The sequence below is a fragment of the Sunxiuqinia dokdonensis genome, from assembly GCF_001270965.1.
In the GTDB taxonomy this organism is placed as follows: domain Bacteria; phylum Bacteroidota; class Bacteroidia; order Bacteroidales; family Prolixibacteraceae; genus Sunxiuqinia; species Sunxiuqinia dokdonensis.
This window is the reverse complement of the sequence record NZ_LGIA01000174.1, coordinates 1-26,517: the sequence shown is the minus strand read 5'-3', so window position 1 is coordinate 26,517 and position 26,517 is coordinate 1. Positions and strand designations below refer to the sequence as shown.

The 26,517-nt window shown below is 45.9% G+C and carries 16 protein-coding genes; 11 read left to right on the top strand and 5 right to left on the bottom strand.

Features of this window, described 5'->3' with window-relative positions:
* Window positions 1-104: 104 nt before the first annotated feature.
* A complete protein-coding gene (locus NC99_RS14880) occupies window positions 105-1,481 on the top strand; it encodes an alpha-amylase family glycosyl hydrolase (RefSeq protein WP_053185266.1) in 1,377 nt (458 codons plus the stop codon).
* Between the two features lie 417 nt (window positions 1,482-1,898).
* Here the strand turns inward: NC99_RS14880 and NC99_RS14875 are convergent, their stop codons facing one another.
* The 4 genes from NC99_RS14875 to NC99_RS14860 form a co-directional block, all read right to left on the bottom strand.
* The gene (locus tag NC99_RS14875; RefSeq protein WP_053185264.1) at window positions 1,899-2,144 is read right to left on the bottom strand and encodes a hypothetical protein; all 246 of its coding nucleotides are present in this window, start codon (window positions 2,142-2,144) and stop codon (window positions 1,899-1,901) included.
* Between the two features lie 271 nt (window positions 2,145-2,415).
* Window positions 2,416-4,449, bottom strand: a complete 2,034-nt coding sequence (gene metG, locus NC99_RS14870; RefSeq protein WP_053185261.1) for a methionine--tRNA ligase — start codon at window positions 4,447-4,449, stop codon at window positions 2,416-2,418.
* A 91-nt stretch (window positions 4,450-4,540) separates the two neighbouring features.
* Window positions 4,541-4,906 (bottom strand): DUF1801 domain-containing protein, encoded by a 366-nt coding sequence (locus NC99_RS14865; protein WP_053185258.1) that lies wholly within the window; start codon window positions 4,904-4,906, stop codon window positions 4,541-4,543.
* 43 nt (window positions 4,907-4,949) lie between these two features.
* Window positions 4,950-5,609: an ATP-binding cassette domain-containing protein gene (locus NC99_RS14860; RefSeq protein ID WP_053185255.1), complete on the bottom strand. Its 660-nt coding sequence runs from the start codon at window positions 5,607-5,609 to the stop codon at window positions 4,950-4,952.
* Window positions 5,610-6,565: 956 nt separating this feature from the next.
* Here NC99_RS14860 and NC99_RS14845 point away from each other — a divergent pair.
* The 5 genes from NC99_RS14845 to NC99_RS14825 all read left to right on the top strand — a co-directional run bounded on the left by NC99_RS14845 (window position 6,566) and on the right by NC99_RS14825 (window position 13,762).
* Window positions 6,566-7,174: a riboflavin synthase gene (locus tag NC99_RS14845; protein WP_053185250.1), complete on the top strand. Its 609-nt coding sequence runs from the start codon at window positions 6,566-6,568 to the stop codon at window positions 7,172-7,174.
* Window positions 7,175-7,447: 273 nt separating this feature from the next.
* Entirely contained in the window at window positions 7,448-8,608 is a 1,161-nt protein-coding gene (locus NC99_RS14840) for a Gfo/Idh/MocA family protein (protein ID WP_053185248.1), read from the top strand.
* Between the two features lie 130 nt (window positions 8,609-8,738).
* On the top strand, window positions 8,739-9,734 hold the full coding sequence (locus NC99_RS14835; RefSeq protein WP_053185246.1) for a sugar phosphate isomerase/epimerase family protein: 996 nt from the start codon (window positions 8,739-8,741) through the stop codon (window positions 9,732-9,734).
* 23 nt (window positions 9,735-9,757) lie between these two features.
* Window positions 9,758-11,071, top strand: a complete 1,314-nt coding sequence (locus NC99_RS14830) for a Gfo/Idh/MocA family protein (RefSeq protein WP_053185243.1) — start codon at window positions 9,758-9,760, stop codon at window positions 11,069-11,071.
* A 189-nt stretch (window positions 11,072-11,260) separates the two neighbouring features.
* Window positions 11,261-13,762, top strand: coding sequence for a beta-mannosidase (locus tag NC99_RS14825; protein ID WP_204375022.1), 2,502 nt, complete (start codon window positions 11,261-11,263; stop codon window positions 13,760-13,762).
* Window positions 13,763-13,960: 198 nt separating this feature from the next.
* On the opposite strand, the gene NC99_RS14820 is transcribed toward NC99_RS14825, so the two are convergent.
* Window positions 13,961-14,701: a 5'-methylthioadenosine/adenosylhomocysteine nucleosidase gene (locus NC99_RS14820; RefSeq protein ID WP_053185237.1), complete on the bottom strand. Its 741-nt coding sequence runs from the start codon at window positions 14,699-14,701 to the stop codon at window positions 13,961-13,963.
* 94 nt (window positions 14,702-14,795) lie between these two features.
* On the opposite strand from NC99_RS14820, the gene NC99_RS14815 reads away from it, so the two are divergent.
* The 5 genes from NC99_RS14815 to bglX form a co-directional block, all read left to right on the top strand.
* Window positions 14,796-17,702: a triple tyrosine motif-containing protein gene (locus tag NC99_RS14815; RefSeq protein WP_053185233.1), complete on the top strand. Its 2,907-nt coding sequence runs from the start codon at window positions 14,796-14,798 to the stop codon at window positions 17,700-17,702.
* Window positions 17,703-17,942: 240 nt separating this feature from the next.
* Window positions 17,943-21,077, top strand: a complete 3,135-nt coding sequence (locus NC99_RS14810) for a SusC/RagA family TonB-linked outer membrane protein (protein WP_053185231.1) — start codon at window positions 17,943-17,945, stop codon at window positions 21,075-21,077.
* A gap of 21 nt (window positions 21,078-21,098) precedes the next feature.
* Window positions 21,099-22,628, top strand: a complete 1,530-nt coding sequence (locus NC99_RS14805; protein WP_053185228.1) for a RagB/SusD family nutrient uptake outer membrane protein — start codon at window positions 21,099-21,101, stop codon at window positions 22,626-22,628.
* A gap of 19 nt (window positions 22,629-22,647) precedes the next feature.
* Window positions 22,648-24,414 (top strand): PKD domain-containing protein, encoded by a 1,767-nt coding sequence (locus NC99_RS14800; protein WP_239684462.1) that lies wholly within the window; start codon window positions 22,648-22,650, stop codon window positions 24,412-24,414.
* Window positions 24,415-24,483: 69 nt separating this feature from the next.
* The coding region (bglX, locus tag NC99_RS14795) for a beta-glucosidase BglX (RefSeq protein WP_053185225.1) at window positions 24,484-26,517 on the top strand (2,034 nt) is incomplete at its 3' end.

Below are 26,517 nucleotides of genomic sequence, written 5' to 3'. Positions count from 1 at the left end.
ACACCGAACAAGAAATAAGAAATATGAAAATGTGTTTTGTCCGACATTTCTTATTTTATGTTTCTTATTCGACATTCGATATTTTAACCTAAATAAATGAACCAATGCAATTGAAATCACTCTTTTTTATTCTGTTCCTGTCTGTGATAGCCTGCCAACCAACTCAAAAGCCGGCTAATCAGGGCAGCCAAACGGAAGATTTGGCACGGGTTGACAAGCCGGAATGGCTGAATGACGCCGTTTTGTACGAAGTCAATATCCGACAATACACGCCGGAGGGAACATTCAAGGCTTTTGCCGAACACCTGCCCCGCCTGAAAGATCTTGGGGTCGATATTTTGTGGATCATGCCCATTCACCCCATTTCGGAAGAGAAACGAAAAGGCAGACTGGGATCGTACTATGCGGTTCAGGATTACAAAGGCATTAACCCCGAGTTTGGCACCATGGAAGATTTTCAAAAACTCGTCAGCCAGGCGCATGACCTGGGTTTTAAAATCATCATCGATTGGGTGGCCAACCACACCGGCTGGGACCACCAATGGATTTACGACCACCCGGAATGGTACACCAAAGATTCGACAGGCGCGATTATTCCGCCCAATCCTGATTGGTCGGACATTGCTGACCTGAACTTTGACGAGCAGCCCATGCGCCGTGCCATGATTGATGCCATGGACTTTTGGCTCGAAGAGGCCGATATTGATGGTTTTCGCTGCGATGTTGCCTGGGGTGTTCCGCAGGATTTCTGGGAAGATGCCCGCGCTTCGTTCGACTCGATCAAGCCGGTGTACATGCTGGCCGAAGATGAAGATCACCCGGCTTTGCTGGAGTATGCGTTCGAATCGAACTACGCCTGGAAACTGCACCACTTGATGAATGATGTTGCCCGGGGTGATCGAACAGCACAGGCCATTCGGAACTATTTCAATGAAATGGATGAAGATTTCTATGCACCGGGTTCATTTCCGATGCAATTCATCACCAACCACGATGAAAATTCATGGGCCGGAACGGTGGAACAGCGTATGGGGGACGCGGCGGATGCTTTTGCGGTATTCTGTTTCACCGTTCCCGGCATTCCGCTCATCTACAGTGGGCAGGAAGCCGGACTGAACAAGCAGTTGGCCTTTTTCGAGAAAGATGAAATTGACTGGTCGAATCTGGAGAAACAGTCATTTTATAAGCAGTTAATTGATCTGAAAACAGAGAACCAGGCTTTATGGAATGGGGATGCCGGTGGTGATTTTAAGTTGCTCGAAACCAGCAATAATGAGCAAGTGCTGGCATTTACGCGAGAAAAAGATGCAAACAAGCTTTTGATCATTTTGAACCTTTCCGACCGTCCGCTTGTTTCTGATATTAAGTTCGATGTTCTGGAAGAGTTTGACGAAATAGTTGGAGAAGGGACATTGGGAATGGAAGAGAAGGCGAGCATCGAACTTCAACCATGGGAATACAAAATTTACATACGCATATAGGTTTTAGTTTAGGTTTAGTTGGTTTATTAGTTTGAAAAGGGCTCGCAGTTGCGGCCCTTTTTTTTAATGAAAAAAACGGCCCTGGCGTACCAAAGCGGATTCAATTTCAAAATATTGGGTGTAATGCCTATTTCTTTCTATTTCGCAAATCCTGATAATTATTCCAAAAACGGAGAAGCTCTACGTGATTCATGTCAATGATCCGATAGAACAAAGTAATTTGTTCGGTGATCACGCACCTCCTGATGTCCGGCCGATTGGTACTCTGAAATTCGACCTGGCCTTTTGCCAAAATGAATTCGATTCAGAAAACTTTATCAATGAAATTCTGAGCTTCTTTTTCAGACCAGTTCTGCAGTAAAAAATCGATATTTTTGAAATAGTCCAGTCTTGCGTGTTTGTTCCAGCGAACGGTTCTCATTTGAACTTTAAGTTTGGGTATTTTTTCTTTGCTTCGCTGCGGATATCGTCATGAGAATACGTTCCGCCGTCCTCGCTTGCTTTCAAAGCTGAATCAATTGCTTCATTTTCTTCTTCTGATAATTGATATGGAGCAGCCGACTGAAGAATTTCCTGTAATTGCTGGTAGACCCTCTCAAATTCTTCGTCATTTAAAGAATCTATTTTTTGTACGATTTTATTTTTCAGCTCAATTGTATTCATAACCAACGATTTTCAACAAATTTAGAAATTAATCGGATGAATAGGAAACGAAAAAACCGCCCTGGCGTACCAAAGCGGTTTCATATAATGGAGTAAGTTGCCGATCTGTAAAGACAGTACGGCAACTTACGGAAGCGCCACCAACAAGAGTTGGCAACGACTGTCTTTTGCTTGTCAAGAGTCACCCTGTCCGGCAGTGGCCGGATTAAGGACTGTTGGCTATCCGACGGAGGTGCTGAAACAAGTTCAGCATAACGGTCGAAAAAGAGTTCTATCGTACCTCTGAGCCGTTTTTTACCTGGCCTTCGGGCGAGACAAACTTTAGCGTTCCGTCGGCATCTTCAGCCATCAGGATCATACCTTGCGATTCGATACCACGAATTTTACGGGGCTCCAGATTCACCAAAATGGAAACCTGTTTGCCAATAATGTCTTCTGGTTTGTAATATTCAGCAATGCCCGAAACCACGGTGCGTTTATCGATTCCGGTATCAATTTTTAGTTGCAACAGTTTTTTGGTTTTCGGAACAAGCTGAGCTTCCAGAATGGTGCCGGTGCGGATGTCCATTTTCATGAAATCGTCGAACGTACAGTTTTCCCTGGCGGGTTTTGCAACTGCTTGGGCAGCGTCATTGGCTTTTTTGGTGTCCAACAACTTTTGCACCTGTGCTTCAATCACGCTGTCTTCAATCTTTTCAAACAACAGCTCCGGCTGGTTGGTTTGGTGTCCGGCTGGCAGCAAATCGGTGCGTCCCAGCTCACTCCAGTCGAGTTTTTCAAAATTGATAAAGCCACGCAGCTTGTTCATGCTGAAAGGCAGGAAAGGCTCCAGCATAATGGTCAGGTTGGCGGTAATTTGCAGGCAGATGTTCATCACCGTTTTCACGCGCTCCGGATCTGTTTTAAATTTTTTCCAGGGCTCTTCGTCGGCCAGGTACTTGTTGCCGAGCCGGGCCAAATCCATCGCCAGTTTCAGCGCTTCGCGGAAACGGTAGGTGTCCAGGCTTTTTTCAACCTGGGCTTTCAGGTTGCCGATTTCGGCCAGCGTGGCCTGATCGACCTCATTGAGTTCGCCCAAAGCGGGAACTTCACCGGCATAATATTTTTGGGTGAGCACCAAGGCGCGGTTTACAAAGTTGCCGAGCACAGCCACCAGTTCGTTGTTGTTGCGTGCCTGAAAATCTTTCCAGGTAAAATCGTTGTCCTTCGTTTCCGGAGCATTAGCGGTTAGCGCATATTTCAGCACATCTTCCTTGCCCGGAAATTCATCCAGGTATTCGTGCAGCCAGACCGCCCAGTTGCGCGAGGTGGAAATTTTATCGCCCTCGAGGTTGAGGAATTCGTTGGCCGGCACATTTTCAGGCAATACGTAGCTGCCTTCGGCTTTCAACATGCTGGGGAAAATAATGCAGTGAAACACGATGTTGTCCTTGCCAATGAAGTGCACCAGTTTGCTTTCCGGGTCTTTCCAGTATTTTTCCCAATCGGGTGTCAGTTCCTTGGTTGCCGAAATGTAGCCGATGGGCGCGTCGAACCAAACGTACAACACCTTGCCATCCGCTCCTTCAACCGGAACTGGCACGCCCCAGTTCAGGTCGCGGGTAACGGCACGGGCGTTCAGTCCGCTGTCAATCCAGCTTTTGCATTGTCCGTACACGTTGGGTTTCCACTCCTTGTGGCCCTCCAAAATCCATTCTTTCAACCAGGGCTCGTATTGGTCGAGTGGCAGGTACCAGTGTTTGGTTTCCTTCAGCACCGGGGTGTTTCCGCTGATCATCGATTTGGGGTTGATCAGTTCGGTGGGGCTGAGCGAGGTTCCACAGCTTTCGCACTGGTCGCCGTAGGCTTTTTCGAAACTGCATTTCGGGCAGGTGCCCACAATGTAGCGGTCGGCCAGGAATTGCTTGTTTTCTTCGTCGTAATATTGCTCGCTGGTTTGTTCCACAAACTTGCCATCGTCGTACAGTTTTTTGAAAAATCCCGATGCTGTTTCATGATGCACGGGTGAGCTGGTACGCGAATACACGTCGAACGAAATGCCGAAGCGCTCAAACGAATCCTTGATCATGCCGTGGTATTTGTCCACAATGTCCTGCGGGGTAACGCCTTCGTTTTTGGCTTTCAAGGTGATGGGCACGCCATGCTCGTCGGAGCCGCCAATGAGCAGCACATCTTCGTTTTTCAGGCGAAGGTAACGGGCGTAAATATCAGCCGGAACATACACACCAGCCAGGTGGCCAATGTGAAGCGGCCCGTTGGCATAAGGCAGGGCAGAGGTTATTAAGGTACGTTTGTATTGTGACATAGAACCGTGATTTTTTATGGTCTGTGAAATTCGATTTCGATTAAGGGCTACAAAGATAAGCCTTTTTTTATGCTTTCAAGGCGGGGGAATTTTAGTTGGTTTTTATTGTCCCATTTCGATACAGGTCCAAGCCCTGGTTTAAAATAGACTGGATGATAGCTAAAGGCAAATCCACGTTTGGATTTACTCTGAAAATCTTCATTTTTGAGCGTTCACCAGCTTCCAATTCGGGGTGTTCAAGCTGTTTGCCTTCCACCATCAGGATGTAAGGTTCATCTGTCTTTTTGTCGGTCCACAAATAACAGAATGGTTTGTTTTTGAAACAAAAGCAGGGCATTCCCCATTTGGTAGTTTCAATAATTTCCTTGTCCTGTTTCAGTATGATCCCTCGCAAGGCAAGCAGGCAACTCCTGTTCGGTTCTTCTTGGTTTAAATAATAATCATCTGGCTTGTTCATCTCGTTTGCAGAATTATTTTTGGATCAATGCACAAAGCGTTTTTTAAGTTTTACTGATATATCCAAGTTTTACCAAATCACTTTTGTCTTGGGTTAAATATGTTTTGCCGTTCACGATCACATAAACCTGGTCACAAACATCGATTATGTGTTCGTACAAATGGTCGGTAATAATTATCCCCTTATTTTCTTTCTCTTTGTTAATAATGCTTTTTATTGACTCAACGTGCACCGGCATGACTTGCGAAAACGGCTCGTCTAACATGCAAAACCGGGTTTTTGAAGCAACGATTGAATAAATTTCAACAATCCTTTTTTCGCCACTTGAGAGCTTTCTCAACTTTGAATGGTGGTATTTTTCAAATTCAGGAAAGTACTCAATAAACCGGGAAAAGCTTAAATTAAAATCTTTAAAAATTCTTTTGAGTGTTAGGCTTTTAGGGATAAAATGAACTTGCGGTAAATACTTTAAAATTTCGGGATTTCGGTACCCGTCAAAAATAGCCTTTCCATCCACTCGGACTGATTTGTCAATAATTTTCAGCTCTCCGTAGATGATATTCATCAAGCATGTTTTTCCACATCCATTTCGGCCAAGAATACCCGTCACTTCTCCGGTGGCATTTTTCAGATAAATATCCTGGAGCACTCTTTTTGTGCCAAACTCAAGAATAATGCTATCAACTTCCAGGGAGTGGTTCATAATTATTCGACGCTATGGTTATTAATGCAATGAGAAAGAAAAGGAAATCGAAAACTAAAATCGGAGGCCAAAGTTTGAGCTTGGATAAGCCGAGATTTTTGTAATAGTAAAATTCATTTTTCTTATAGCTATTGGTAGAATACACCAACATGGCGAGGGTGAAGATTTTAAACCAGAATAGGATTTGAATAATATAGATCCCTTTGCTTCCGTACCTGTGCATGATAAAAAGACAAGCAAAAGTGATCAAATAGCTCGCCAGAGCAAATGATTTGTAAAAGGTTAAGATTAATCTAAATGCCTTCATTTCAAAAGTACATTCAACATTCCTACTGGTCCCACTTTTAAATTTCAATGGACAACATGGCTATAAACTTACGGCTTATCTTGTAAAATCAACTTAGAAGGCTGATTATTTTTGAACGGATGGTGTTCCTCCCTGGCACCAACTGTCAGGGGCTAAAAGTAACAAAAGAGCGGTTGGATCACCCCGAAAACTTTTTTGATGACCGGAATTAGTCCTTCAAATAGTCTTTTGGGCACTTAAAGCACTGGAAGAAACCTTCAGGATGGTTAGAAAAGTGTTTGAAACCCCCAAGCAAGTTGCCCGGATACCGGAAAAAGCAGTTAAAATGGGCAAAAGAGCGCTCCGAACACCAAAAAAAGTGCTTGAAACCCTCTCCGGAACAAAAATGAAGTGTTTTAAGGGCTCCGCCGGGTGTTTGAACTGCCCGGGAGCGTGTTTTAACTTGTCGGTTGAGCGTTTCAAGTGCTCCGCTGGGTGTTTCAACTGCCCGGAATTGTGTTTCAACAGCTCCGGCGAGCATTTCAACAGCTCGGCTAAGTGTTTCAACTTGCCGGCTGAGTATTTCAACTGGATTTTTTTGCTTTTGGATGTCCCATTTCTCCATTTCCATCGAATTCGGTAACTTCGCCCCATAAAAAATCGAGAGACTATGTTTTCAGGAATTGTTGAAGAATACGGCGTGGTGAAAGCCATCGAGAAAGATCAGGAAAATTATCATTTCACCCTGACCTGTTCGTTTGTTGATGAGTTGAAAATTGATCAAAGCCTGTCGCACAACGGCGTGTGCCTGACGGTTGTAAAAATTGATAAACAGGCCAAAACCTACACGGTGACGGCCATCAAGGAAACCCTGTCGAAAACCAACCTGGGCTACTGGGAAGTGGGATCGAAAGTGAACCTGGAGCGCAGCATGATGATGAACGGCCGTTTGGACGGTCACATTGTGCAGGGGCACGTAGATCAAACCGCCACGTGTACCAAGGTGGAAGAAGCCGAAGGAAGCTGGTACTTTACCTTCGAATACGAATTTGACAAAGCGAAGGCGCAGCAGGGCTACATGACCGTGGAAAAAGGGTCGGTCACAGTCAACGGAGTCAGCCTCACGGTGGTCAATTCCAAAGACAACTCATTTCAGGTGGCCATTATTCCGTTTACCTACCAGGAAACCAACTTTCATACCTTTGAAGTGGGGACTGTGGTTAACCTTGAGTTTGACATTATTGGAAAATACCTGAGCAAGCTGGCCACTTTCAAATAAAACAAAAATCCTTTTCAGAAATTACCGGTTATCTTTCCATGTTTCAAGCATGTGAAAAAGGCAAGTGTGCACAAAACCCGGGCTCATGATTCATCACCTCCAACGAAATTCGGAGTCGGCCGTTTTATCTTATCTGCGGGCCCCGACCTTCGTATGGGGTGATGTCCATTTAATTCCTCCGTAGTTATTCCGATACTATTCTGGTCTGTTTTTTCCGTCTTCAACAGAAGTTTTATACATTTGGGAATTACTAAATCTCATAACCCAATTACTATGAATCGTAAACTTCGAATGGGAATGGTTGGTGGAGGATCAGATGCTTTCATCGGCGCCATTCACCGCCTTGCCGCCTTGATGGATAACCAGATCGAATTGGTCTGTGGTTGTTTCAGTGTTAACCCGGAGGTTTCCCTGTCATCAGGGCAGTCGTATTTCTTACCTGAGAATCGCATTTACAATACCTATCAGGAAATGTTTGAAAGCGAAGCGCAGCTTCCGGAGGGTGAACGCATGGACTTCGTAACCATCGTTACGCCCAACTTTGTGCACTTTGATCCGGCCATGATGGCATTAAACAGTGGCTTTCATGTCGTCATTGACAAGCCCATCACCTTTACGCTCGACGAGGCCTTGCAACTTCAAAAGAAGCTGGAGGAAACGGGGCTGACTTTGGCATTAACCCATACTTACTCCGGCTATCCGGCAGTGAAGGATGCAAAAGCCCGTGTGGCCCGTGGTGAGCTGGGAAAAATCCGGCGCATTTATGTGGAGTATCCGCAGGGCTGGCTGGCCTCGAAATTGGAAGACACCGGCAACCAGCAAGCCAGTTGGCGTACCGATCCCAAACGTTCGGGAAAAGCAGGTTGCATGGGCGACATTGGAACGCATGCGCATCATTTGGCCGAATATATCTCCGGACTGAAAGTGACGGAACTGTGTGCCGAGCTGAATGTTTTTGTTCCCGGTCGCTTGCTGGACGATGACGGAGCAGCCTTTCTGCGCTTTGATAACGGCGCACGCGGGGTGCTGGTGGCCACGCAGGTCGCAGCTGGCGAAGAGAATGCTCTTAAAATACGCATGTATGGCGAAAAAGGCGGCCTGGAATGGAGCCAGATGGAGTCCAATACCCTTTGGCTGAAATGGCACGACCGTCCTACGGAAATGGTACGCGTTGGAACCGGCCAAATGGGCGATATCGCTCAGCATAACACCCGCACACCGGGAGGTCATCCCGAGGGATATCTTGAAGCTTTTGCCAACATTTACCGAAACTTTTCTTTGACGGTTCGCGCCAAAATGAACGGCGAACAACCCACCGAAGCCATGCTCGACTTTCCGGGCATTGAAGACGGTATCCGCGGCATGCAGTTTATTGATACCGTTGTTGAGGCCGGTTACAACGACTCGGTTAAATGGGTGAAGTTTGTTGATTAAGTTATCAGTTAGCAGTTTTCAGTTGTCGGTTTGAGACACTTAACGTTGGCCAATGACTGATTATCTAATAACCAATATCCAGTTATCTAGTACCCAATTATCCAATATCTAATCATCTAATATCTAAAATATGAGCAGACCAGTAACACTATTTACAGGCCAATGGGCCGATTTACCCATCGAGACGATGTGCCAGAAAGCCAAAGATTTTGGTTATGATGGCGTGGAGCTCTGCTGTTGGGGCGATCATATCGAAGTTGAAAAAGCCGACCAGGCTTATTGCGACGAACGAAAAGCATTGCTAAAAAAATATGACCTGCAGCTCTTTGCCATTTCCAATCATCTGGTGGGGCAATGTGTTTGCGATAACATTGATGAGCGACACAAAAATATTTTACCACCTCATGTTTGGGGTGATGGCGATCCGGAAGGCGTTCGCCAGCGTGCTGCCCAGGAAATGATTCAAACCGGAAAAGTGGCCAAACAACTTGGCCTCGATACCGTGGTTGGTTTTACCGGCAGTTCAATCTGGCATTTGCTGTACGCGTTTCCTCCGCTACCACAAACCATGATCGATAAAGGGTTTGAAGACTTTGCCAAACGCTGGAAACCCATTCTGGACGAATACCAAAAAATGGGTGTGAAGTTTGCCTTGGAAGTGCATCCAACCGAAATCGCTTTCGATATTGAATCGGCCAGGCGTGCCCTGGAAGCCCTGGACTACCATCCGGCTTTTGGCTTCAATTATGATCCCAGCCACTTGGGTTACCAGCATGTCGATTACGTGCGTTTCATTTACGAATTTGCCGACCGTATTTTCCATGTGCACATGAAAGATGTGCACTGGAGCGATGTTCCTACCACGGTTGGTGTGTTTGGCGGACATGTACCTTTTGGAGACCATCGCCGCTACTGGGATTTCCGAAGCATTGGCCGTGGAAAAATCGATTTTGAGAACATCATTCGCGCCTTGAATACAATCAAATACAACGGGCCGCTTTCTGTGGAATGGGAAGACAGTGGCATGGACCGTGAGGCCGGAGCAGCCGAATCCTGCGAGTTTGTTCGCTACAGCGATTTCGCACCTTCGGATATCGCCTTTGATGACGCGATGCAAAAAGAATAAGCTTTTACCAACTAAAACATAAGATGACAACAAGAAGATCTTTTATTAAGAGTACCACAGCGGCAACGGCAGCTGTTGGTTTGGCCGCCACCATACCGGCTGCCATGAGTGCCTGTTCGCCCGACAAAGTAATTCGCTGCGGATTGATTGGAGCCAAAGGCATGGGTTTTGCCGATTTACGGGCTTTTCTGGGGCAACCCAATACCGAGTGTACCGCCATTTGCGATGTCGATCAGCGGGTGCTCGATGTCCGTGTGACAGATACTGAGAAGCTACAGGGCAAAAAACCAAAAGCTTACAATGACTACCGCCAGTTGATTGCAGATCCGGAAGTGGATGTGGTCATCATCGGCACACCGGACCATTGGCACTGCCTGCAATTTGTTGAGGCGTGCCAGGCCGGGAAAGATGTTTACTGCGAAAAGCCATTGGGCAATTCCATCGAAGAAATTAACCTGATGGAGGCGGCTGCCAACAAGCATAAAACCGTGGTTCAGGTAGGGCAGTGGCAACGCAGCGATCCGCATTGGCGCGATGCGGTTGACTATGTTGCCTCCGGAAAGTTAGGCAAGATCCGCACCGTGCGCACCTGGGCTTACCAGGGTTGGATGGAGCCCGTGCCGGTAAAACCGGATGGAGATGCTCCCGAAGGTGTTGATTACGATTTTTGGCTGGGGCCGGCACCTAAACGTCCGTTCAACCCCAACCGTTTTCATTTTAACTTCCGTTGGTTTTGGGACTATGCAGGCGGTCTGATGACCGACTGGGGCGTTCATATTATCGATTATGGTTTGTTTGGCATGCAGGCCAAAGCGCCCAAATCGGTGATGGCCATGGGTGGCAAATACGCCTACCCGGATGATGCCGCCGAAACACCCGACAGTTTGCAGGCGCTCTACGAATTTGATGGTTTTACCATGCTTTGGGATCATGGAACCGGCATTGACGGTGGACATTTTGGACGGAATCATGGGGTTGGTTTTGTTGGAAACAACGGAACGCTGGTCGTTGACCGCGACGGCTGGGAAGTCATTCCGGAACGTAAAAATGACCAAGACCTGGTGGAACGTGTGGAGCTTCAGAAAGGAACCGGAAAGGGACTGGATTTGCACATGGCCGATTTTCTTGATGGCGTGCGGAATCGTCGCCGTGATTTGAACTGCAGCATTGATATTGCAGCCAACACGGCGCGCGTCGCTCATTTAGGAAACATTGCCCTAAAAACCGGCCGCCGTTTGTATTGGGACGCAGAAAAAAGCTTGTTCATTGACGATGAAGAGGCTAACAAGTACTTGGTTCCGAGCTACCGTAGTCCGTGGGCTTTACCGAAAGTTTGAACGAACAAATAAATTTAAAATCCGAAGGCAATTTTCCTTCGGATTTTTTGTTTGCTATTTTGGTTTCCAATCCTCAATTTTGAGTTTACAATTTAAATGATCACACCACCGATGAAACGGCAATTTATTTTATCACTTATCCTGACAAGCGTGCTGTTGTCGGCTTGTCAACCCAAAGAAACTGGACTTATGAATTCAACTACTGAATTGAATGAAGGTTGGCAGTTTTCTGAGCATGGTAAAAATGAATGGTTACCTGCAACTGTTCCCGGCTCTGTTCATACCGACTTGCTGGCCAACGAAAAGATTGAAGATCCGTTTTATCGCTTGAATGAACACGACTTGCAATGGATCGATAAACTGGATTGGGATTATCAAACCACCTTCTTGGTTGACGCTGAATGGATGAAAATGGATCGCGTGGCACTCGACTTTAAAGGACTCGATACCTATGCACAGGTATTTGTCAACGAACAAGAGGTGATTGCGACCGACAATATGTTTCGTGAATACCTGGTGGATATCAAACCCCATTTGCAGGCTGGCGAGAACACGCTTCGAATCACCTTTCTGTCGCCCATCAAGGAAGGATTAAAAAAGTATGATGCCCACCCTTTTGTCATTCCGGTTTCGGATAACGATTTAGCGGAGATTGGTGAAGTTGAAGGAGGTAAAAAGGTGAGCGTTTATACACGAAAAGCTGGCTATCATTTTGGCTGGGACTGGGGCCCGCGCTTGGTGCCCAGCGGAATTTGGCGTCCGGTGTACCTCAAAGCCTGGAATGAGGCGCGAATTGAGAACCTGCAAATCGTTCAGCAGGAAGTGCAGGATGAGGTGGCTAAGTTTTCGGCGATTCTCGAAGTCGAATCAGAAAAAGAAACTCCGGCGACTTACCAAATTGAAGTGGATGGGCAAGCCGTGAGCTCCACCCAAATCAAGCTGAAAAAAGGAATGGAATCCTACGCGGTCGATTTCGAAATAGAAAGCCCCAAACTTTGGTGGACCAACGGGCTGGGAGAACAGCCGCTTTATGCGGTAACAGCCAAGCTGACAGTGGATGGCGGAAGTATCGAAAAGGAAGAACGAATCGGAATCCGCACGCTGGAGCTGGTGCGCGAAAAGGATGAAGTGGGAACTTCTTTTTACTTCAAACTGAATGGTGTACCGGTATTTATGAAGGGCGCCAACTACATTCCCAACGATGTTTTTCCGGCACGGGTAACCGACGAACAGTACCGCCGGGTAATTGAAACCACCAAAGAATCGAACATGAACATGTTGCGCGTTTGGGGTGGTGGGATTTATGAAAACGATATTTTTTACGATTTGTGCGATGAAGCCGGTATTTTGGTTTGGCAGGATTTCATGTTTGCCTGTGCCATGTTTCCGGGCGACGAAGCGTTTTTAAACAATGTGAAGCAAGAAGCGATCGACAATGTGAAGCGTCTGCGAAATCACCCCAGCATTGCCCTGTGGTGTGGGAATAATGAGATTTTGGCCGCTTGGTATGGTTGGGGCTGGAAGAAGGCCGAAGAGGCCAAGAGCCAGGAAAATGCCGACAAGATTTGGAAATCGTACCAGGATATTTTCCACAAGGTGCTGCCCGAAGCTGTTTCGGAACATGATCCTTCGCGTTCCTATTGGGCATCAAGCCCGTCATCAGGCATGGGCGTTCCGGCCGATTTGGTGAATGGTGATGAGCATTACTGGGGCGTTTGGTGGGGAAAGGAACCTTTTCAGAATTACGCCACGCATATTGCGCGGTTTATGAGTGAGTATGGTTTCCAGTCGTTTCCCGAATTCAAAAGTGTGAAGCAATATGCCGAGCCCGAAGATTACGACATCGTTTCGGAAGTGATGAACTCGCACCAGCGTTCTTCAATCGGCAACAAAACCATTGAATATTACATGTTGCAGGATTATGAGCAACCCAAGGATTTTGAATCGTTCTTGTACGTCAATCACGTATTGCAGGCCGAAGGAATCAAGTTTGCCGTGGAAGGACATCGTCGGGCGATGCCGTATTGTATGGGGAGTTTGTACTGGCAAATTAATGATGTGTGGCCGGTGGCTTCGTGGAGTTCAACCGATTATTACCAGCGCTGGAAAGCCTTGCAATATTACGTGAAGAAAGGTTTTGAACCAGTTTTGGTTTCGCCTTACCTGGATGAAAACTTCTTGAAAATTGGCATTGTGAATGATGAACTTCGGGACATTAACGCACAGCTAAATTTGCAGATGCTTGATTTTGAAGGTCGGGTTGTGTGGGAGAAATCTGTTTTGGCAGACATTCCGGCCAACTCAAGCGATTCTTATTTCGATGTGAATCGCTATGATTTTCTTCGTGATAAAGACAGCTACCGACAGGTGTTGGTTGCGGAAGTTGTGGAAAACGGAAAGGTGATTGCCGAGAATGTGTTCTACTTCAGGCCGGTGAAGGAAATGAAGCTGCCGTCGCCCGAGGTGAATTACCAGATTGAGGCGACGGATGAAGGTTTTCAAATTGTGTTGAAAAGTAACCAGCTGGCCAAAAACCTGTTTATGACCATTGGAGATGAAGCGGGCTTTTTCTCGGATAACTATTTCGATTTATTGCCGGGAAGAACGGTCAAAGTTTCATTAAAAACCGACCTTTCGGCTGATAGCTTAGCCGAAGTCTTTAAGATCCAAACCCTGGATGCCGCATTTTAGGGACGCTTAAAAAAACAAAATCTCCAAAGCACGTTACTTTGGAGATTTTTTTCTGGTCTTACTAAACTAATTCTCTTTGTTTAATTGTTTCCACCCACTGGCGGAATATATGTTGTTTTGTGGCTGGTTGACATCAAACAAATCCTGTGCCATTCATCGTCCGGAGCGGCACGGATTCCAATAAAACTTCAAATGGCTTCAGGAAAGAATTAGCTTGGCCAGCTCAACCGAGATGTGACTGATGTCTTCGAACAAAAATTTTGCAAAGGAATCGTGTGCGTCCTCATCGGCCTTATCTGAGATCACGCGGACGACGGTGCATGGTAGCTGGTAGTCGGCTGCGATCTGGGCAATGGCTGCACCCTCCATTTCGGTACATAAAACCTGCGGAAAACGCTCGTTGATGCGCACTTTTCCTTCTTTCGATGCAATAAACTGATCGCCGGTGCCAATGGCTCCCACATAAACTGCTGGGTTGTAGTTTGAATGGATTTTTGGATAGCTCCCCTTTCTCAAATTGAGAACAAATTTATCAACAGCCTGAATGGCTTTTTCTCCGGAATGGGGGAAGACATCAAACGCAAAGGTTTTCCAGAAAGGCGATTCCACGGTCGGGAAACCATCGAGTCTTGATAAGTCCACGTCGTGCTGAATGAGCTGGTTGGCCACCACAATGTCGCCAATGTTTAAATGTGGCTGGACGGAACCTGCTAGTCCGATAAACACCAGTTGGTCAACCTGGTAGTGGTTGATCAGCGTGGTTGCTGTGGAGGCCGCGGCCACTTTGCCCCAACCCGAGAGGCACATCACCAACTCCTGGTTGTTGATCGTTCCGGAGTAGAACTCACGGGAGCCAAACTGCTCAGTTTTCAAGTTTTCAATGTCGTTTTTCAGGAGAAGAACCTCTTCTCTCATGGCGCCAATAAGTCCGGTTTTCATCGTGTGTCATTCAAAGTTTGGGGCAAAAATAGCGCTCTGGTATGAATTTGAGAGATAACAGCGGAAAAAAAGCGTTTTTATCTATATTTGTTTCATGCACTTGAACCGTGTCCGATATTCGTTTTTGATTGTTCTGCTCGTTGTTCCTGCCATGGTGTTTGGACAAATTAAAAATGTTGGCGTGCCCGATATCAAAAATTTTTCGAAACAGGAATACCAGGGCAGTGCCCAAAACTGGCAGATAGCGCGCAGTAGCACAAATCTGATGTATTTTGCCAACAACAACGGCTTGCTCGAGTTCGACGGAAATCACTGGCGGCTGTATAATCTGCCTAATCAATCGATCGTTCGATCGGTAAAGATTGATGACAGCGGCCGGATCTACGTGGGACAGCAAAATGCTTTTGGCTACCTCGAGCCTGATGAGAAAGGGCAGCTGCAATACCAGTCGCTTGTCGGGTTGGTGCCGATGGAAGATCGCAACTTTGAGGAAATTTGGCGCATTCATCTGACCGACTTTGGTGTGGTGTTTCAATCATACAGCCACTTGTTCATATATCGCAATAACCAGGTTTCCACCGTTCCGCTGAAGAACAAAGTGAAATTCTCGTTTTATGTGAATGGTCATTTGTGGATTCAGGACGAAGCCGAAGGGCTGTTGGAATATCGCCACGGGCACTTTTTTGAGCTTCAGGGCACAGATTTGCTTACTGACAAAGAAATTTGGGACATTTTGCCAATATACAACAATCGGGTGTTGATCGGTACAGCCAATCATGGCGTATTTATTTACGACGGCGAACAGGTGACTGCCTGGGAAGGGGAGGGAAATGATTTTTTAATTGAAACCCAGATTTTTTCAGCAACAAAATTCCAGGAGGCCTATTATGCTTTTGGAACCATTCAAAACGGGTTACTCATTACCGATGAAGCCGGCAATATCATTCAACACATCAATAAGAAAAAAGGACTGCAAAATAATACGGTGCTGAGTATTGGCACCGACCGCGATGACAACCTTTGGTTGGGACTGGATAATGGCATTGATTACATCGATATTGGGTCGCCGTTTACCTTTATGTTTGAGCCCGAGGGCTTGGGGGCGACCTACACCTCGCTTGTTCACAAAGACAAATTGTATGTGGGCACCAACCATGGTTTGTTTGTAAAAGACTGGCCCGAAAAAGTGACCGTTGATGCTAAAGGATTTCGGCTTATCCCGAACACGGTTGGACAGGTCTGGTGCCTGGGGGTTTTCAATGATGTTGTTTTGTGCGGTCATGACAAAGGGACTTATGTGGTGGAAGATGAGCAAGTAGAAATGATATCGGAGGTGAGCGGAGCCTGGACCTTTATTGAGCTGGCGCAAGATGAAGATTACCTGTTGGGAGGAAATTACAGCGGATTGACACTTTTCCGAAAGACCGCTGATCAAAAGTCGTGGGAGTTTGTCGGCCAGGTGAAGGGGTTTCAAGAGTCATCCAAGTTGATGGCACAAGATGAGGCCGGTAATGTATGGATGAGTCATGGATACAAGGGGGTTTTCCGAATTCGTTTGAACGAAGAATTGGACAGCGTCGCTCATTACGATTTTTATAACTCAAACGATGGCTTGCCCTCCGATATTTACATTAACCTGACAACCATTGGAGAGGACATTGTTTATACCACGCCCGATGGAATTTATGCGTATCAAGCTGAAAATAATCGATTTGAGCGTTCAGAAAAACATAACGAAATCTTTGAAAATCAAAACGATATTGACTATATCTACGAAGACCAGTTCAACAATCTTTGGTTTGCTGCTGGAAATGTACCGGGAGTCATTCGGTTCCTCGAAGACGGGACGTACACGAAGGTGGTCGCTCCGTTTGAAAAGCTTGCAGGTCGGTTGATTTCCGGTTTTCAGCATGTTCATGTGGTTGATATCCAGAATACATTTATCTCGCTCGAAGATGGGCTGGCACATTACTCCCCAAGCTATCAACCCAAAAGTGCCTCGCCCCTGCATGTTCACATTCGTGAGGTGGTCAACCTGCTGGATGGACGGGATTTTTACCCGAGTTTTATCGACGAAACCCTGCCCGAAGATTCGCTGACCTTTTCTTACCAGGGGAATAATCTGAAGTTTGTTTATTCCAGTCCTGACTATAAGAATCTGGGTAAGATTAGATTCAGTTATTTTTTGGAAAATTACAGCACGGTTTGGGCTGACTGGTCGGAGGAATCGGCTGCCGAGTTTATGAATTTGCGTGAGGGCGACTATGTCTTTAACGTGAAAGCCCTTGATCCTTTTGGGAATGAAAGCGAGCCAGCCAGCTTTTCGTTTTATATTAAACCACCCTGGTACCGTTCGACCGTGGCGCTGCTTGGCTACATGATTGGAGCGATGGGACTGATTGCCCTGGTGGTGTGGTGGGTGTATTATCGTATGCAGATCTCCAAGCGCCGTGAACGGTTGAAAAACCTGCAGGAACACCGGAAACGTGTGCACCAGTACCAGCGCGAGGTGCTGGTTTCCGAAAAGGAAATTATTAAACTTCGAAATGAGCAATTGCGCGGAAAGATGATTCACCTCGATAAAGAGCTGGCCAATCAAACCATGCAGCTGGTTCAGAAAAACAAGTTCATGGGCAAGTTGAAGAATGAGCTGAAAGGCCTACAGGGTTTGGTTGACGATAGCGCCGCAAAATCGAAGATCAGTTTGATTATCAATCGAATTGACAAGGAGTTTGACAATGAGAAGCAGAAAGAACTTTTTGAAACCTATTTTGACGAAGTGCATGAAGATTTTTTCAAGCGCCTCACCGAACGGTTTCCGACCCTTACCCCACGCGAGCAGAAACTGTGTGCCTATATAAAAATGAATATTTCAACTAAAGAAATAGCCACGCTGCAAAACATATCTTCACGCGGTGTTGAAATAAGCCGCTACCGCCTCCGCAAGAAACTCGGCCTTGACCGGGACACCAATTTGAGCACTTTTATCACAAGTATCTAGATCATGCTGTAAAGCACATTGTTGGTTGATGTATGCGTTTTTAGTTGTTAAAAAATGTTAAGTCGCTCATTGTTAGGCATTAATGTATGTGTTGTTGTATTTGTGTAGGGGTGATGTGAATAGGGATGTAGCATTAATGAAGTAGAATATTATTTGAGTGTCTGGTTTTTTCCCACCATGTTTGCCATCAGATTTTTGATTTTTATGGAAAAATTATTTGCTATTTAAAAACTTTAACTCATGAAAAGAATCTTATTTTTCTTATTCTGTTCTTTCTTTAGTCTGAGTTTATATGCCCAGGAAATTTCCGTTTCGGGTAATATAACCGCTAAAGATGATGGACAACCTCTACCCGGGGTATCGGTAGTTATTCAAGGAACAACTACCGGAACAATTACCGACTTCGATGGTAACTATACTTTGCAAGTTCCATCGAATGCTACACTCGAATTCTCCTACATTGGGATGAAAGGTCAGACAATTCAGGTTGATGGCCGTTCAACGATTGATGTTATTCTTGCCTCTGATTATACTGACCTCGATGAGGTGATTGTTGTTGGTTACGGCGTACAAAAGAAAAGCGTTGTTACTGCAGCAATTAGTAGCGTTTCTTCTGAAGAACTGGAGAATTCCACACCAACCCGCATTGAAGATGTGATGAAAGGACGTGTGTCCGGAGTTCAAATTACGCAAAGTTCAGGTCAACCAGGATCTGACTCAAAAGTGAGGATTCGTGGTATTGGGACAATTAATAACAGCGAGCCGCTGTATATCGTTGATGGTATGGCAGTCGGTGGTGGCATCAGCTATTTAAATCCATCCGACATTGAGTCGGTTGAAGTGTTGAAGGATGCTGCTTCTGCTGCGGTGTATGGAGCACGGGCCGCGAATGGTGTTATTCTGATCACAACAAAAAAGGGAAAATCAGGAAAAGCATCCATTAATTACGATTTCTCCTATGGATTACAAAATCCATGGAAAAAGAAATCAGTACTCAATGCCAAGGAGTACATGATGATCATGAACGAATCAGAATTGAATGATAATAATGCTCCCAGATATTCGGCTGACCAAATTGCCAATGCGGGAGTTGGAACTGATTGGCAGGATGAGACCTTCAACTATGATGCGCCAGTTGAATCACATCAGATTAGCATTAATGGAGGTAGCGACGACGTGACCTATTTCTTGTCATTTGGTTATCTGAATCAGGAAGGTATTGTCGGTGGTGATTATGGTCGTTCGAACTATGAGCGTTATAGTATCCGTACGAACACGACCTACAATGTATTTGAAGCTGATCGGTCTTTCCTTAATAAAATTAAGGTAGGGGTAAATGCAGGATACTCTCGTGTATTGTCAAGTGGCATCGAAACCAACTCAGAGTATGGTTCGATTTTGGGAAGCGCTCTGACTTTCAATCCGCTTGTTCCGGTTTATGCTGAAGACCCTGATGCTGTTTTGGCTCAGCACCCTACAGCTGTGAAAGATAGTGAAGGACGGGTTTTTTCTATTCCACCGTCAGGTTTTCAAGAGATTGCGAACCCGGTTGGTATGCTGAATGCACCTACCGGAGGTCAAAGCAATGAAGATAAATTCGTTTCTACTTTCTGGGGTGAGATTGATTTGATCGAAGGCCTAAAGTTTAAATCAAGTTATGGTGTTGATTTGGCTTTTTGGGGCGCTGATGGCTATGAATTTGAACACTTCCTGGCAACTCAGGGAAAAGACTTGACTCAGAGTCATGTATATTCAAATATGCACCGTGGATTCGCTTGGCAGTTGGAAAATACGCTGACTTACAATAAAGTATTTCAGGAGAAACACAGCCTGACCGTCTTGTTGGGACAGTCGGCACAGGAATATACTGTTCGTCACCTATACGGCGACGATTATGATTTATTAGAGAATGATCCAAATAAAGCAAATATTGACTATGCCATTGCTCCTCCTACTGAGGGCCGCGTGGCCGGAGGAACAGGCGGTTTTTCCAACGAAACGCTGGCTTCGTACTTTGGTCGGTTGGATTACAACTATGACGAACGCTACATGTTGCAGGCCACAATTCGCCGCGATGGATCGTCATCGTTCGGACCTAATAACAAATGGGCTATTTTCCCATCGTTTTCTATTGGCTGGAATGTGACTGAAGAAGCCTTCATGGAAAACATCCCTGACTGGTTCAACTATATGAAAATCAGAGCTAGCTGGGGTACCAATGGAAACAACCGTATTGGTAACTTTGCCTATACCAGCTTGATGGATGGAAACCAGAACTATTACTTCGGATCGGGAGACGATATGTATATGCAGTACGGTAGTAGCCCATCGAAACTGGCAAACCCTGACGTAAAATGGGAGGAATCAGAACAAATTGACCTTGGATTCGATACCCGTTTTTTCAATAGTGCCTTATCGTTTGGTTTCGATTATTTTAAGAAAACAACCAATGGAATGCTTATTGCCCAGCCTATTCCCGGTTACGTTGGAAAAGGTGCGCCAATTGCAAATGCCGGCGATATGGAAAATAGTGGATTGGAATTTGAGTTAGGCTATCGCGGAAATGCAGGTGATTTCAGCTATAATATCTCAGCCAATGCAACTTACTTGAAGAATAAGTTGATTAATATGGGGAACGACTCGGGTGAAGCAATCTACGAAAACGCCGGAGCCTCAGGAGTTGGAAGCTATGTAAAAGGTATGAACGGCGAAGTTTTCCCATACTTCTATGGATATCAAACTGACGGCCTTCTTCAGAATCAAGCAGAGGCTGACGCCTATAACAACTTGTTTGGCGAAAATGCCAAGCCGGGAGATGTTCGCTTTGTTGATTTGAATGGAGATGAAAGCATCACCGATGATGATAAAACAAAAATTGGAAAAGGCATGCCTGACTGGACTTATGGTTTTACAGTTGGTGCAGAATGGAAGCAATTCGATTTTAATATGTTCTGGCAAGGAACTTTAGGCAACGACATTTTTGATTTCTCTCAACGCGGTGATATTCCGGCGATGAACCGTCCAAGCTGGATCCTTGATCGTTGGACCGGAGAGGGAACTTCAACCCGAATTCCACGCATGACCATACAGAACAGCAACCGTAACTGGAGATCATCCGATTTATACATTAAAGATGGTTCGTACGCTCGTTTGAAAAATATCCAGTTGGGCTATTCTTTACCAACAGAATTATTGCAAAAGGCGGCTATTTCTCGTTTGCGCGTATTTGTATCCGCAGAGAACCTGGTGACTTTGACAGATTACGATGGTTTTGACCCTGAAGTGGCCTCTGGTGGCTATACAACCATTGGTATTGACAGAGGGATTTATCCGCAGTCAAGAACAATCATCGTTGGTGCAAATATTACTTTCTAATCATTTTAAAAAGAAGAAGTTATGAATAAATATATTAAAGCAATAGTCTTCATTGCAATTCTGGGATTCACGTCTTGTAATGATGACTTCCTGACCAACTATCCTACTGCTTCTCAGGAGTCAGGAGGAACAGCGACTGAAGGTGCTATCTTATCAAACTTAGGTTCCTGCTATCAAGTTCTGCTGTTTGACAGTTATGCAAATCAAAACTATAATAGTATCGTTTTGTTGTCCGATCTTCGTTCTGATGATATCTTTAAAGGTGGGGGTGACGCAGGCGACCAAGGTCAACTATACCGGTTGTCACAGTTAGATGCTACTCCCGATGAACTACCAGGAGGACTTTGGACCATTTATTACAATGGACTGGCTCGTTGTAATAACGCCATTTCGGCTTGCGAAAATGCAGTAGGTGTCGAAGAAGATGCTTTGGCTCAGTATAATGCAGAGGCTCATTTTTTGCGGGCCTACTACATGCACTGGCTGTGGAAATTCTGGGGAAACATTCCTTATTTCGAGGAAGACTTGGAATCTCCGTATTTTGCTCGTCAATATACCGCTGATGAAATTTATGCTGAGATCATTGACGATTTAGACTTTGCCTTGGAAGGTGACAAATTGCCCATGGATGTAAGTGGTGCAGATGAAGGACGCGCCACGAAAGCAGCCGCCATGCTCCTGAAAGCTCGCGTTGTGATGTACCAAAATGACGAGTCAAAATACGCCGAAGTGTTGGCAGATATGAATGCAATATACGAAAGTGGCGACTACAGCTTGGTCGACTTTGCTTCTATTTGGACTCGCGAAGGCGAATTCTGTGACGAATCAATTTTTGAAGTGAATCATCTTCCGGGTGAATATGGCGGAAAAACATGGGGCGATGGTTGGACTGGTTTCGGAACCAACCTGCCGGCGTTTATTTCACCCAATGAATTGAACGGTGTTGACCAACTGAGTGGCTCGTCTGTTTATAAAGGAGGATGGGGTTTTGGGCCCGTGCGTCCTGAAGTTCTCGATATTTATGAAGATGGAGATGATCGTATGAGTGCTTCCATCAATCATTTTGCTGATGGAACTTATACTCCCCGTTTTCAAAATACCGGTTATTTCATGGCCAAATATGCAGCCCGCACTGGTTACAACGAGCCACCGGGCGATGTTGATCTGAACTACGAAAACAACCTGCGGATCTTCCGTTATGCCGAAGTTTTGCTGAATGCAGCTGAATTAATTGTGGTGCATGGTGTGGCACCTGTCGGAGAGTTGACTGCCGAAGTAGCCATTAACGAGATCAGAGATCGTGCCGGCTTGGATCCTGCAGCACCCACTGCGGAATTAGTTAAGCTTGAAAGACGTCGTGAGTTTCTGGGTGAAGGGATGCGTTTTTGGGATCTGGTTCGCTGGGGCGAAGCCAGTACTTTAACTGAAAACCTTCCTGAATATTCTTCGAACCGTACCTGGGCATCAACTAAAAAGTACCTGCCGATTCCACAATCTGAAATAGACAAAACAGAAGGTGAATTCAAACTGGTTCAAAACGATGGTTATTAATCGATTAAATGACAATGCAATGAAAAAATATATGTTAAAAATTAGCTTGCTAATGTCAATATTGGCAATCTTATTCACCGCTTGCGAACCCCAGGAATTTGATACGGGAGATGCTCGTGAAAGCTATCCGCCTTCAGAGGAGGAAATAACAGTACAGGTGACACAGGGCAGTGACGAATTTCATTTTGATCTGGTGAATACTACCGAGGTGTCTGGTATTCATTCAATAAGTTGGAATTTGGGAAATGGCAATACAGCAAAAGGAAAAGAGGTTACAGCCTATTATCCACTGCCCGGAACTTATGATATTACCTTGAGAATTACAACAAATACCGGTGCTTTCACAGAAAAGGTGGTGGCGCAAATCGTTCAGGAAGAAACAGATTATTCCATTTTTACGAATGAGAAATTCATTTACCTGAGTGGTGGTGTAGACGATCTGGATGGGAAAACATGGGTTTTGGATAGTTTAGCTCAGGGACACCTTGGGGTTGGACCTGCTGGAACTGTTGGTCTGGAATGGTGGAATGCTGCTCCGTTGGCTAAGCAAGCTGTTGGCGTTCTTTACGACGATGAAATCAATTTCCAGGTGAATGGTTTCATCGCCACACTGACCAACCATGGACAAAGCTATGTGAAGAATTTTGTAGCTAATGATCCGGCATACAGCAATGGCTATGAAGATGATTCGGATTTTGTAGTGGATTACAATCCACAACCTGGAAGTTGGTTTCTGGAGGAAAGAGGTGGTAAATGGTACCTGACACTTTCAGGTCCAACGCCAATGTTTCCCGTGTTTGATGTGGGTGCAGTCGATGGCTCCTATGAAGTGTTGAAAATTGAAGAAAACTTACTCGAGTTGGTTGCCATCGACCGTGTAGAAGGTAATGCCTGGCATTTTCAGTTAATTCCCAAAGGCTATGTTAAACCTTCGGTTACTGCAGAGTTGTCAGTGGCTGAGGCTACTGAGACCAATACTTATGAAGCTTCACTGACTAACATGGATATTCCTGCCGGACAGGCGATCAATGGAGTAGTTTTCGACTTTGGAGATGGTGAAACGGTTACAGCCGATGAGTATTCAGATGTAGTTTCGCATACCTACATGCGTGCCGGAACATATGTGATCTCTGCTCATGTCAGCACCTCAATCGGTGAGTTGACCCTTTCTGAAACGGTTACCGTTGCCGCTAACCATCCTGACTATGTGCCATTCCTGCTGGATGAGATGGTGATGTACAACGACTTCAGCGAGGTGGCTTTGGCCAACGTAAATGGCGAAGACTGTTTTGTTTCTGTTGTGGCTAATCCGTCTCGCATCTATCCTAACCGCAGTTCACAGGTTGCCATGTATTCAAAAACCAACAACCAATGGGCTAATGCCAATATGAAACTGCCTGCTGGCTACCGCTTTGATTTGCGCTCGATTTCAACCTTCAAAATGATGGTTTATGGAAAAGCTGGCGATGTGGTGTTGTTGAAACTGGAAAATACCGACTGGGGCGGAAATGCCTGGATGTCTGGTGTTGAGTTGAATTACACCATTCAGGAAGACAACACTTGGGAAATGGCTGAATATGATTTTGCTGGTGTGGCCAACAATGGATCTGCCGGCGATGTGTTCACCAATGATGTGACTGACCCGGCGGCAGCCGTTAGCCACGACTTCTACGATATTATCCGGATCATGCTGAATCCAGGAACCGGAGAGGGTACACACGAATTCTATTTTGATGAATTGTCCGGTCCTCACGTCGAGGGTATTAAGTCGGCAAAAATCAACTAATTACAATTTGAATGAAAGCTGAAGACCTGCCTGCCCGATTGGGGCAGGCCAGGTTTTCTATTCTAAAAAATGATGAAAGCTACTTTACTATTTTTACTTGGCTTGCTCCTGCTAAACGGAGCCCAGGCAAGCACTTCTTCAGAGAAGAAAGAACAAAACGAGCGGAAGATTGAAGAACTGATTTCCAAGATGACTCTCCAGGAGAAATTGGGGCAAATGTCGCAGTTTGATCCTGGTCAGCTGGGCAGACCCGAAGAGGCCAAACAAGCCATTAGAGATGGAAAAGTGGGGTCGATTTTGAACCTGGTTGGTGCCCGTGAAGTGAACGAACTGCAAAAAGTGGCGGTTGAAGAAAGCCGCTTGGGCATTCCGCTGGTCATTGCCCGCGATGTGATTCATGGTTACCGCACCATCATGCCCATTCCGCTTGGGTTAACCGCCGGATGGAATGCAGAGCTGGCTGAAAAAGCGATGGCTGTGGCTGCTGAAGAAGCCGCTGCAGAAGGCATTCACTGGACCTTTGCACCCATGATTGATATTTCGCGCGATCCACGCTGGGGGCGCATTGCCGAAAGTAGCGGCGAAGATACTTACCTGACCTCGGTCATGGCAAAAGCGATGATCAAAGGTTTCCAGGGCGACGACCTGAGTGCGCCCAATACCATTGCTGCCTGCGCCAAACACTTTGTGGGCTACGGAGCTGCCGAAGGCGGACGTGACTACAACACCACCCTGATTCCAGAAGTCCAGCTGCGCAACGATTACCTGCCTCCTTTTCAAGTGGCAGCCGATGCCGGAGTGGCAACTTTTATGTCGGCTTTCAATGATTTGAATGGCGTGCCAGCCAGTGGAAACGAATTCACCCTGAAACAAATTCTTCGAAAAGAATGGAACTACAACGGAATGGTGGTGAGCGACTGGGCATCGATTACCGAGATGATTGCCCACGGTTTTGCGGCCAACAGCAAAGAAGCTGCTGAAAAGGCGCTGAAAGCCGGAATTGATATGGAAATGGCCACCAGTACCTATGTTGATCATGTACAGGCCTTACTTGATGAAGGAACCATTGATCTGGCCACTATCGACGAATATGTCGCCAATATTTTGCGTCTTAAACTTGATTTAGGCTTGTTCGACAAGCCCTACACGGATGAGTCGGCAGCTGCCAAATCCATCCTTTCAGAAAAAAACTTACAGATAGCGAAGGAAGCGGCCAGCGAAAGCTTTGTTTTGCTTCAAAATAAAAATGAATTACTGCCCCTCTCAAACGATCTTTCATCGGTCGCTGTAATTGGCCCGTTGGCCGATGCTCCGCACGATCAAATGGGAACCTGGGTTTTCGATGGAAAAAAAGAGAACACCATTACGCCACTAACGGCCCTTAAAGAAATGCTGGGAGCCGATCAGGTTAATTTTGCCCGTGGCCTGAAAATCAGCCGGACCAAAACCACCGAAGGTTTTGCCGAAGCGGTTGAAGCCGCCAAAAAGTCGGATGTGGTGTTGTTGTTTTTGGGCGAAGAATCCATCCTTTCGGGCGAAGCACACAGCCTGGCCAACCTGAATTTGCAAGGTGCCCAGTCGGAATTGCTGGAAGCCGTGGCCGAAACCGGGAAGCCCGTTGTGTTGGTGATTATGGCCGGACGCCAGCTGACTATTCAAAAGGAGCTGGCAAAAGCCGATGCGGTGCTCTATGCTTGGCATCCGGGAACCATGGGCGGACCAGCCCTGGCCGACATGCTCTTTGGCAAAACCACTCCTTCCGGAAAGTTGCCGGTTACTTTCCCCAAAACCGTGGGGCAAATTCCAATTTACTACAACCATAAAAATACAGGTCGCCCGGCTGACTATCAGCAATGGACCGATATCAATAAAATACCTGCCGAAGCCACCCAGCATTCGCTTGGCAATACCTCGCATTATTTAGATGCCGGATTTGAGCCACTGTTTCCGTTTGGCTTTGGCTTGAGCTACACCACTTTTGAATATTCCGATCTGAAGTTATCATCCAAAACAATGGGAAAGGATGGGGCAATTGAGGTTTCTGTCAACTTAAAAAACACGGGAAAATTTGAAGGAGCAGAGGTGGTCCAATTGTACATTCGC